The sequence below is a fragment of the Candidatus Saccharimonadales bacterium genome (genome assembly GCA_035480635.1).
GTDB lineage: Bacteria > Patescibacteriota > Saccharimonadia > UBA4664 > DATIHN01 > DATIHN01.
In genome coordinates this window covers 24,782-35,371 of the sequence record DATIHN010000005.1, presented here as the reverse complement: position 1 = coordinate 35,371, position 10,590 = coordinate 24,782, and the positions used below count along the sequence as shown (strand labels likewise).

The following is a 10,590-nucleotide window of genomic DNA, read 5'->3' as shown; positions in this document are numbered from 1 at the left end:
ACTAACTTCACGTCCTCCAGATCCCCGCCAGTTGAACGCAGGGTTTCGGTCACAGTCGAACCGCGCCGCTCCTGGACTATGCCCTGTCCACTCGGCAAGAAGTGGCTGGCCAGACTTTGAGCCGCATCCAAATAGCCGCCTGGGTCGCTACGCAAGTCGAGAATGATTTTATTAACCCCGGCCTGTTTCATTTTGGCGGCAGCGGCCGCAAAGGCGCTGGCGGTGTCGCTACCAAACTGAGTTACCTGGATGTAGCCGATATTGCCGGGCTTGATTTCGGATTTAACGCTGGAGACGGTAATGACATCGCGGGTAATTGTGACGTCGCGAGAGGCTTGCGAGCCATGGATGATAGTCAGTTTAACTTGAGTGCCCTTGGCGCCACGAATTTTGCTAACGGCTTGATCAAGCGACAACTGAGAGCTATCGGCTCCGTCGATAGCGGCAATAATATCGCCTGCGGCTAGTCCGGCTTTATCGGCTGGGGTGCCGGCAACTGGTGCAATCACGGTTAGATGATTATTCTTGATGCCAATCTCAATGCCAATGCCAGAAATAGTGCCGTCCAAACTATCTTGGAGTTGCCTAGCTTCTTCGGCCGTTAAGTAAGACGTGTAGGGATCACCAGTGGCTCCAACTAATCCAGCTCTGGCACCTTCCAAGATCTTATTCGGATCAAGCGTGCCATCAAACTTCTTTTGCAAAGTGTCATAGAGGCTGCTAAGGCTTGTGAAGTCGGGCTGGTTTGATGCCACCCTCCCCCAGTGCCAACTAGGGTTCTTGGCTCCGATACCGGCACCAAGAACCAAACAAACCGCCGCGGCGGCGGCGATCTGGGTCAGATTAAACTGAAATTGTTTCTTCAATAGTTAGTCATTAGTCCCAAATTTAATGGATGTACTGGAAATACCCACTCGGATAGGAGCCCAAACGGTAATGCCCATTACTATCATAATTCATTTCACTGACCACCACATTACCGCCCATTACGGCTTCGACAATGGCGACATGACCAAAAGGTCCAGCGTTGGTTTGGGCAATGGCCCCAACCGCCGGCGATGAGTTGACGGTGTAGCCAGCCGCTCTAGCGTTATCGTCCCAGGTGTTAGCGTTACCCCAGTTGACCATAGGGTGACCGAACTGATGCCAACGCCAACCGGCCCAGGATACACATTCCCGGTTGTAACCAGAGGGCGTTTGGATGCTGTCTTGATAGGCGTTGCACCAGAGCATCGGGTAACCACCGTTGCCATGACCATTGTCGCAGGCCCCGCCGCTACCGCTGGAGGCGCCCGGAATAGTGCCATTGAAACTGCTGGATGATGCTGCCAGCAGGGCTGCTTGCTCGGCTTGTTTTTGAGCTAGTTCAGAATTAGTGCTTCTAACTTGCTGATTGGCCGCCGCCACGTTTTGCTGAGCTGTATTGAGTAGGGCTTGGGCCTCGGCGCGGCTAGCATTCAATTGTTGTTGTTGGGAGTGCAAGCTACTTAGAATACCAGCAATGGACTGCTGTTGAGAATGCAACTCGTCCTGCAACTTCAGAATCGTAGTGACGGCACCTTGGATCTTGTCTTTAATGCTGTCTTGGTATTGCTGTTGGTTAAAGTAGTCGCTTAAATTATTACTTGAAACCAGCATCTCCAGCGGTGTTTCGCTACTGGAAACATACATCGATTTAAGATCAGCACCGAGGGCCGTTTTGGCATCAGCCAGTTTAGCTTCGTTATCGGCAATGGCGGCCGAAACTTGGTTGTATTGAGCTTGATTTAGGGCGATTTGGGTTTGCAGGGCCGCAATCTGCAGCTGCAGTTGGTTGACTCGACTTTGATAATCATTAGCCGTGCCCTGCAGTTGAGCAGCTTGGGCCTGCTGGGCAGCAGCTTCGGCTTTGAGGGCCGCAATTTGGGCGTTTAGGTCAGTGGCCGCCGCCGCACCGGTAAAACAAAATAAGACGGCTCCGAGAGATAGCCCCACTAATATCTTATGTCTAAAGCGTCTTCGAATGTCTCTAATCAGTTGTTGTACCCTCCCAGGCACAAACTATTTTACCGGTTGGGACTGCTTTAGTCAAACCTCTAGAGCTTAAGGTAGCGGGCCATGGCTAGCAAACTAGAAGTTGCCCCAATCAAGATCCCAGCCACAATTTCGGCTAGGACCACGACTGCTGGGTAATGCCGAAAAACCGCTACCGTGTGCGAAATATCAATGTAGGAGCCCAGCTTGCTCGCCCCGCCCAAGAGCAGACCATAGCAAAACAGCAGGGCCAAAGCGGCTGCAATCAGCCCATAGAGGCTGGCTTCGATCAAAAATGGACCGCGAATAAACCAGCTGGTAGCTCCCACCAACTTCATAATTTCGATCTCCTCTCGCCTAGTAAAAATGGCCATGCGAATGGTATTAAATATGATCAAAATCGAAATCACAACGAAGCCAATACTAGCCAGCAAACTGGTTCTTTGGAAGAAATTACTAAAGTGGACGATTCGATCAATGGTAGTCTTTCTGGATCCGGAATAACTCGGCGGTGCACTTGGGTCTTGTAGGGCTTTGAATTTGGATTGATCGACGATGGCCGCAATATCATCTAATCTTTGAGTATTTTTGGCCTTAATTTGAATTGAAGGCGGCAAGGCACTGCCAGCCACATCCAGGGCTTTTAGAAGTTCGGGTTTGGTTTTATTCTCTTCGCGGTAATTCGCCACGGCTTGGGCTTGAGTGACGTAATTAACGCTCGCCACATTGGGGCTGGCTAGTAGGGCGTGCTCAAAATCATTGACTTGGTCTTGGGTGGTGGTACTGAGCAAATAAACCGAGACATCAATTTTATCGGTCACGCTTTTGATAGTTGAACTAAGCGCTGAGTTAGAAATATAGGAGAACGTCATCAGCACAAGGGTCACCGTCATAACGGCCGTAGCCGCCACGCTCAACCAAGCATTGCGCAAAAAGTTCCGAAAACCGTCCTGGGAGATCCGCCAGAACGTGATCATAGACTAACCCCGATTCTGGTTATGAAGCGATTTGGCTGCTTCAGGCCAAGGAAGCTCGAGTATCCCACCTGAGGCGTACTAAAGTTGTACGTTGAAGGAGAAACGCAGAGCTGACGCTGGCATGATCGGTCAAATAGTTTCATAAAGCGTACCTCCCCTGTTGCTCGTCTTTGATGATTCGACCGCGGTTAATGGTAATAACCCGCCGCTTTAGAGCATTAACGATTTCTTTGTTGTGGGTGGTGAGTAAAACAGTAGTTCCAAACTTGTTGATTTTTATAAGGAGCTCGATGATTTCCCAGGCGTTTTTGGGATCAAGGTTGCCAGTTGGTTCATCGGCAATTAAGATCTTGGGTTGTCTAACTAAGGCCCGGGCGATGGCAGTCCGCTGGCGCTCTCCGCCGGAGAGTTCCTTAGGGAAATTGTCGCGCTTTGAAGTTAACCCGACTAGTTGCAGGACCTTGGGCACGGCACGTTTAATTTCGCGGTTGCGGACCCCGCCAACTTCCAAAGCAAAGGCCACGTTTTCAAAAACGTTGCGGGCGGGTAACAGTTTAAAATCTTGGAAGACTACGCCAATGCGGCGGCGCAAGTGCGGGATGTTGCGAGCTGGGATGGTATCGTAATCAACGCCACCGACAATGATTTTGCCGGAAGTTTGGATTTCCTCACGGGTCAGTAATTTTATTAAAGTCGACTTTCCGGCCCCGCTGGAACCAACAATTGTAACAAATTCTTTGGGTTGAATGTGTAAGTTTAGGCCGCTTAAAGCCACCGAATTATTAGCATAAACTTTGGTTACGCGGTCAAACAGTATCACCAAGGTATTTTATCATACCTGTAGGTTAGCTGTTCTTTAGGTGTGACGCTACCCTCGTCTCCCGCTCCCACTTTTCCTACTCCCGCACCCTCTGCCCTGCGTCTTTGTCGTTCGGCCTCTCAAACTGGCTGGATGCTTGGATTAATAAAAGGTCTAGTAAGACCTTGGGGAGACAGTTTGTTTAGGCCGAACGACCATTATCTTTTTCCAGACAGCAGATTGCGAAGAAATAGATAGTGGGAGTACACCCATGAGCAATCTGCTCTCGATGATCTAGAAAAGAAACCTACCCCACCAATTTTTTTGTATCGACAGCAATAGAACGTATTACAGGGGTAAGAAATAAGAGCTTACACAAAAAATTGGTGGGGAAAGAAATTAGAACGTAGCCTACTGATGAGATGTATGCTTACACAAAAAATGGGCTGGGGGAAGCTGCTTATTTCTGGCTCTCCCCTAGCTGGGACTTCAAGTAGGCTTGAATGAATTGATCGATGTCGCCATCCAAAACACCTTGTGTATCACTAGTCTCCACCTCGGTCCGATGATCCTTAACTTTACTATACGGATGCAGGACGTAGGAGCGGATCTGCGAACCCCAATCGGCACTTTGGACAGCTCCGCGGATGGCCGAGAGCTTTTCCTCGTGTTGCTCAGCCATCAGCACCGCCAAGCGGCTCTTGAGTACAGCCATGGCCTTATCCTTGTTTTGCAACTGCGAGCGCTCATTTTGGATAGCTACGACCGTGCCGGTTGGCAAGTGGGTAATGCGTACGGCTGAGTCGGTGGTGTTAACCGATTGGCCGCCATGTCCACCACTGCGGTAAACATCGATCCGCAAATCTTTGGGGTCAATTTCGACTGATTCAGGTAAGTCAATTTGGGGAATGACATCAACTAGAGCAAACGAGGTTTGACGCAAGTTATCGGAGTTAAAGGGGCTCAGGCGCACTAGCCGATGAACCCCCTTTTCGCTCCGTAAGTACCCGAAGGCAAATGGTCCGTTTACTTCCATAGTGACACTTTTGAGTCCCGCCTCTTCCCCGGCTGAGCGATCTAAAATTTCAGTACTAAAATCAGCCTTTTCGGCGTAGCGCAAATACATGCGCTCCAGCATTTGAGCCCAATCTTGGGCGTCGGTACCGCCGGTGCCGGCATAAATCGAAAGAAGTGCCGAGCTTTTATCGTAAGGTCCGGCCAGCTTTAACTCCGTTTCACGGTTGTCGTATTCGGCTTCTAAACGTTTGAGGTGATTGGCTAGTTCCCCTAGCGCTGTATGATCCGGTGTGGTTTCAGCCGCCTGCAACTGAGCCAGTTCGGCCAGGTCCTGGACTTCCCTAGCCAAATCCTGCCAGCTCTCAATATGCCGGCGCAGGTGGGCTAATTCTTTCGTCACAGCGGTAGCTTTAGCCGAATCATTCCAAAAATCTTGGGCCCCGGCTTGGCTTTCTAGCTCTTCCAAATGTTTCCTATCGCCAGGCACATCTAATAGCCCCATCGCCTCTTCGATCCGGCTTTGGAGCTCCCCTGCTTGTTTTGCGATGTCGCTGGCTTCGGCCATAACCTGATTATTATAACGCTTTGAACCAAAAAAGACCCGGATAGGGTCTTAATTGGTTCGCTAGCCTTACGGCTAACGATGCGCCAAGTTACGGGCCCGAAGGCCCGCAATTGGGCATCACTTGAAGCGTTGGCGCTTTTGTTTAGCGCTTGATGTTTTTGAGCGCATCAACCAACGAGCGCTTACTCTTGCGGTAGGCGTGCACGGCGTAACCTAGTACACCAGTGCTCGTCACACCAGCTAGAGCGCTCTCGCTACCGGTTTGCGGTAAGTTGCTTTGGGGTGTCTGAGGAGTGGTCGGAGTTGGAGGGGTGGTAGGCGGAGTCTTCACGCAAACATTAACTGTTGCGGTATTGAAGAACTCGTTCATACCCTGCGGCCGGACCAAACCGACATTCTGCAAAGCGTGGCAACCGTCGCTTAGATCGGTCCCAACTTTAACTTGGAACCAAACGTAACCGACGGCACCCGGAGTATAGTTACCGACGTTAATGCCGCCGTTGGCGATATTGTCGTTGGTAATCTTGATCCCATTGGGGTTGGCTCCGTTCTTCAGCATGGTGGTACCGTTAACGTAAGTTTCGTGAGGCGGCAGGTTGTCGCCCACGATGACATTGTTCAATACCGTGTTACCTTCGTTTTTAAAGGTAATAAGGTATTCAACCGTATCCCCAGCGTTAGCGTTGATATCGGTGTGCCAGGTGGTATCACCGACTTTGCGAACTTGCTTGGTGATTGAAACACCATTTGCGACCACCCGCGCCATGACCGTAACGGTGGCTTCAAAGTTGAAGCATGGCTTGAGGTTCTCTAGAACTACTCCCCCACCAACAACGTTGTCACTGATATGTTGGGTTTGGTAGTTAATGTTGGTGTTATCACCAACGTTGTGGCGCCAGTAAGCGCTACCGGGAATATATTCCAGGTGAGCGTTGGCTAGCGACAGCGTTACCCCAGCAGTATCGGTTACGGTATTGGAATTATCGCTGGAAACGGTTCCGGTAATCGTTTGGTTAGTACCAGGATTAGTCGGAATGTTAATTTTGACTTTTAGATTGTTAGCGACTAGGCCACTGTCAGCTTCCTGGCGGTTGTGGTACCAAACTTGGACCTTAACCACGTCGTCAACTTTAGCAGCAACGCTATCTTTGTATTGAGTATCACCGGCAGTCTGATTGGCTACCTGGGTGGTACTTTCGATGGTGACATTAGCAGCTGTAGCGGTATATGGCATGGCCACGATACCCAGCACACTAAGCGCCATCGCAAATCGTTTGACTATTTGCATAGCAAACCTCCTTTCGGCCGTTAAGCCATCAAGAAATTCTTAAGTGATGTTGATGCGCTGGTTATCAAGGAACGCTTCTTGCGCCCATCAAGCTGAATAGTCAAAGATCATGAAATGTTTCGGCGAGGGGCCGGCCCTAGGATTTCTCCCAAGGTCGAGCCTCCTCGTCGATTGTGTCCTCAGCAGCTAGCGGTTGGATCCCCGCTGCATACTGTAGGGCTGCCGGAACTGTTCTGGCCGGTACCTTCCGAATTCTGGTCGGTACCGTGTGTGCCACCGCTCTGGTCGGGCGCGGGGCCCTGGACCTGACCGGTAGTGGTGTCGGCACCAGCCGAGCCCCCGGTGGTTGAACCGGAGTTGTTGCCGGCTGGGGAGTGGGCAATCGGTTGCGCTGGGTTTGGTGACCCAACCGGTTGGATTGCCTGGATGTTCTCCAAGCCACCCGGATTGTACCCGGGTACGTGGGCTTGGTGATGCTCCTGCACCGGCTGCTGGTCAGGCCCGCTCATGTTGCTACCGCACGTTGGTGCGGTCTGAGGGTCGGGATCCACGATGGCGCAGTTCTTCTTCGGCGGTACCTCCACCGACGGCGGAGGCGAAGCCTCGTTCGGTGGGACCGGCCGAATGGCCGTAACGCGAGAGTTGCCGCAGTCGGCTCGCACAATCGCGCATGGAACCAACGTGCCGTTCCGGGTCTGGAAGACCCAGTAACCGTCGTTAGCGCCAACCGTACGCCATCCATCAGCCGTCAGCACTTGGTGCGTGGCCTGGTTGTAGTAGGTCGTGCCCTGGATTTCCACAGGAACGGTGAACTTGACGAGGGTGTAACCCTCACCGTTCAACGCCCGTTGGAACTCACCCGGCATCGGCGCCAGGCACTGCTGCAGCCGTTGTCGCGTGGCCATCGACTCCGGAGAGGAGCCGTTGACGTAGGCGACCAACTGCGGCTTGACCATGATGGTCTGGTGCGTGAAGGCGGCGATGCCGCGCTCCTGAGGCGCACCATTCAAGTCGGCAGCGGCGCCGGTCTTGATTTGACCGGGCTTGAAACCGAAGGCCATCAGGCTCCGCCTGATGACGCGGTTCCGTTCGGCCTGGCTCAATCGCGTCCCGTTGTAGAAGCAGCGCTTCCGGCTGGTGGCCGGGAACGTCGCTCCCGGCTTGTACCCCTGGGGGCACTTGCCCGCCGGGCTGGCCAGGACCAACGTCGCGCCGCTCGTGCAGATGACGAAGCCGGATGTCAACCAGTAGCCGGTCGAGGCGTACCCCTTGGTGCAGGTTGTTCCCCGTACCGCCACGAAGCCCTTTGGCAACGTTGGCGGTTTGGTGCTGGCCTTCGGAGCCTCGGTGGTAGATGTCGGTTGGTAACCGTCGGCCGTGGCGGTGCCGTGGCCGTGGTGGATGTCGAAGTTGCTGACCCCATAGAAGATCAACGGGATGAGCAACAACAGGACGAACACCGGACGCAACCACAACCAGTGGCCGATGAAGGTGATGACGAAGGCCACTATGAGCAGCAGCCAACTGAGCACCACCCAGCCTAGGGCGTAGTGCGTGAACAGCCACCAATCCGCCGAACTGCCGACGAGCCACATCAGTGTGACCCAGGCCGTGATCGCCGTCAGGATGACCATCGAGGGCTTCAGGGGTGTCCAGTGCAACAGGATCGCAGCCAGCAAGCCGACCACTACCAGGCACCCAAACACCGTACTGATGCCGGTGAATACGTGCATGTTCCCTCCCCTCGCGGGGTTGGGGTCTCGGGGCAGGTGCCCCGGGACCGGTCGGTTGGGCTAGTTGCTGAGCCAGCTCAGAACACCCCTGCCCTTGAGCTGGCGTTCGACGGCCTTGACGAAGTCGTGCTTCTTGAGCTCGAGCTCGTACTCCGCCTGGTCGGGGAAGCTGTGGCCGCTGTCGCTCCACACACCGTTGTCCTCGACCCAGATCTCGAGCAGGTTGCCCGAGCCCTTGCGGACCGAGTACTTGCCGACAGTGCGGATGATCGAATCGTCCGTGACGGCCGGTGTAGTTGCCGACGGGTTGACCCCGTTGGACGCAGCCCACGTGACAGACTCGACGCCGAAGACGTCGGGCATGATCGACACCAGCTGGGGGTAGTCGGCCTTGATCTGCGCCTTGATGGCCTCGATCTCGGTCTGGTCCCCGCCAGCCTGGCGGATGTCGATGCGGAAGTGCGCCGCCTGGAGCTCATCGCTCTCGGTGGACGACACCTTCGCTTTCCTCTCGGCCTTGAGCTCGGCCGAGGTCTTGACGGTGGACATGGTCTTTCCTCCTCCCGGCAACGAGCCGGAACTCGCACCGGTTGGAGCCGGCGTGGATGGTGTAGCCGGCAGCGGTGCCGCCGGCGGAGTTGCTGTACCGGCTGCGGCCCAATCGTACGGACCTGCCGGCGGGGTTGCTGCACTGGTGCCGTCCCCCAATGGAGGGAGAGGGTCAACACCGTTGGTCCGCCCATCTTCGAGAGCCTCGAGTGCACCGTGTGTGCCGTACACCCGTACCAGGTCGATCCAGCGGTCGCGGTTCGCGGTGCCTCCGCTACCCGGCCAGAACAACAAGTAGTGCTCATCCGGATCGCCCGGATCACCGATTCGAATGACCTGGTAGCCATCGCCGGAATCCTCCAGCGTCAGCACCAGGTCGGTTGGCGTTGCCGGCTCCGTAGCTCCTACCGCGCGGGCAGTCGCTCCGACGTCGGCATTGGTCCTGGCTTGTTCCAGCAGGCGCTGGACGTCATCGCTCGACATTTCTATGCCTCCTCGAGTCCGAGATCCACGCGCTTGTCGTGGATGGTTTTGTTCATTCCGGCCTTGAGCTCCGCACCCATCTCAGGGTGAGCTGAGACGATTGAAGCTATCTCAGCCCGGAAAAGCTTTTCCCAGCTCTCGAAATCTCCGCGTGCCTTCGCCATTATTGCAACATGGCGATAGTGACGCATGGGATGACGAGGGCCAAGTCGGGTCGGCAAGAAGTAGACCGGGAAAATCTGAGAGATGAAGTTCTCCCAAATGTCTCCCCGGCTCTGCGCGAACGATGCGGCCGGATCCCGTCCGGCAAACGTCGGTCCGTCGCAGAAGTCGCAGATGGACTCGAAGTTTGCGGCTCCGGGACCAAGCTGCAGCAGCGACACGCGATCAGCGCGGCACTTGCTGCAAAGCCTGAGCAGCACCGATAACCGAGAGTTCCCCTCCATCATGGAGTCGTAACGCTCGGTGTAGTTGGCGATGCTCTGCTCGACTTCGTGACCACAAATTCCCGTGTAGGAGATCTGATCCAGCCCGCTGTAAAGCATGCGGAGCAGATCCTCGGCTGAGGGGGCTGTCCAGGAGTTGAGGTTCTCGATGTCCTCGTCGACGACCTGCTGGCAGGCAGACAGCCAAACGAGAAGCTCGCGCAAGCTCGCCAGCCTTTCTGGCGGGATCGCTGTGGTCTTTGGGACAACCATCTCACCTTTGCGCTTGATGCGCGGAAGATCGGGTGCTACCTCGGCCAGATAGGCCGTGGTGAAGTCCTTCAGTGACGTACTCCTGAACTCTTCGACGAGATCGTTCGCAGTCACCTCTACGGTGGGCTGAACGGACGAATCGCCCGAAGGACCAACAGCGATAGACGCTTCCCAGGCCGCTTGAGCCTGAGCTTCATCCACCTGTGCCGTGTCCTTTGCACCTTCCTTCGCGAGACCCGCGGCCACGAGGACTGCGAGCAATTCGTTGGGATCGTCAAGCTTGAGGCCCTTGGCCACAGTCCTGACTTGACGCTTCGGCATGTTCTCTCTCTTTCGTTCGGTACAGGTTCACAAGTGAGCCTGAATGGCTGATCAACATTCCGCCCTGCAGGGCGTTATTTTCTAGGCGCAAGCGCCTTCTCCGCCCTGCGGCGAAACCTTGTCCAGCCCCCTAACGAACGAGGGCGA

Annotated in this window: 9 protein-coding genes; all 9 read right to left on the bottom strand. The window is 54.6% G+C overall.

The genetic code is table 11. The features are described from left to right. The coding region (locus VLE72_00580) for a S41 family peptidase (GenBank protein HSX14393.1) at positions 1-866 on the bottom strand (866 nt) is incomplete at its 3' end. A 22-nt stretch (positions 867-888) separates the two neighbouring features. After that, positions 889-1,974 (bottom strand): CHAP domain-containing protein, encoded by a 1,086-nt coding sequence (locus VLE72_00575; GenBank protein HSX14392.1) that lies wholly within the window; start codon positions 1,972-1,974, stop codon positions 889-891. Between the two features lie 101 nt (positions 1,975-2,075). Continuing rightward, the gene (locus VLE72_00570; GenBank protein HSX14391.1) at positions 2,076-2,990 is read right to left on the bottom strand and encodes a permease-like cell division protein FtsX; all 915 of its coding nucleotides are present in this window, start codon (positions 2,988-2,990) and stop codon (positions 2,076-2,078) included. Positions 2,991-3,129: 139 nt separating this feature from the next. Beyond that, a complete protein-coding gene (ftsE, locus tag VLE72_00565; GenBank protein ID HSX14390.1) occupies positions 3,130-3,810 on the bottom strand; it encodes a cell division ATP-binding protein FtsE in 681 nt (226 codons plus the stop codon). Between the two features lie 439 nt (positions 3,811-4,249). Then, positions 4,250-5,371, bottom strand: a complete 1,122-nt coding sequence (gene prfB, locus VLE72_00560; GenBank protein ID HSX14389.1) for a peptide chain release factor 2 — start codon at positions 5,369-5,371, stop codon at positions 4,250-4,252. Positions 5,372-5,513: 142 nt separating this feature from the next. Beyond that, on the bottom strand, positions 5,514-6,659 hold the full coding sequence (locus tag VLE72_00555; GenBank protein ID HSX14388.1) for a hypothetical protein: 1,146 nt from the start codon (positions 6,657-6,659) through the stop codon (positions 5,514-5,516). 179 nt (positions 6,660-6,838) lie between these two features. Then, on the bottom strand, positions 6,839-8,392 hold the full coding sequence (locus VLE72_00550) for a hypothetical protein (protein HSX14387.1): 1,554 nt from the start codon (positions 8,390-8,392) through the stop codon (positions 6,839-6,841). 60 nt (positions 8,393-8,452) lie between these two features. Further along, complete coding sequence (locus VLE72_00545) at positions 8,453-9,424, bottom strand: hypothetical protein (protein ID HSX14386.1); 972 nt, start codon at positions 9,422-9,424, stop codon at positions 8,453-8,455. 2 nt (positions 9,425-9,426) lie between these two features. Next, positions 9,427-10,443, bottom strand: a complete 1,017-nt coding sequence (locus VLE72_00540; GenBank protein HSX14385.1) for a hypothetical protein — start codon at positions 10,441-10,443, stop codon at positions 9,427-9,429. Positions 10,444-10,590: the final 147 nt, after the last annotated feature.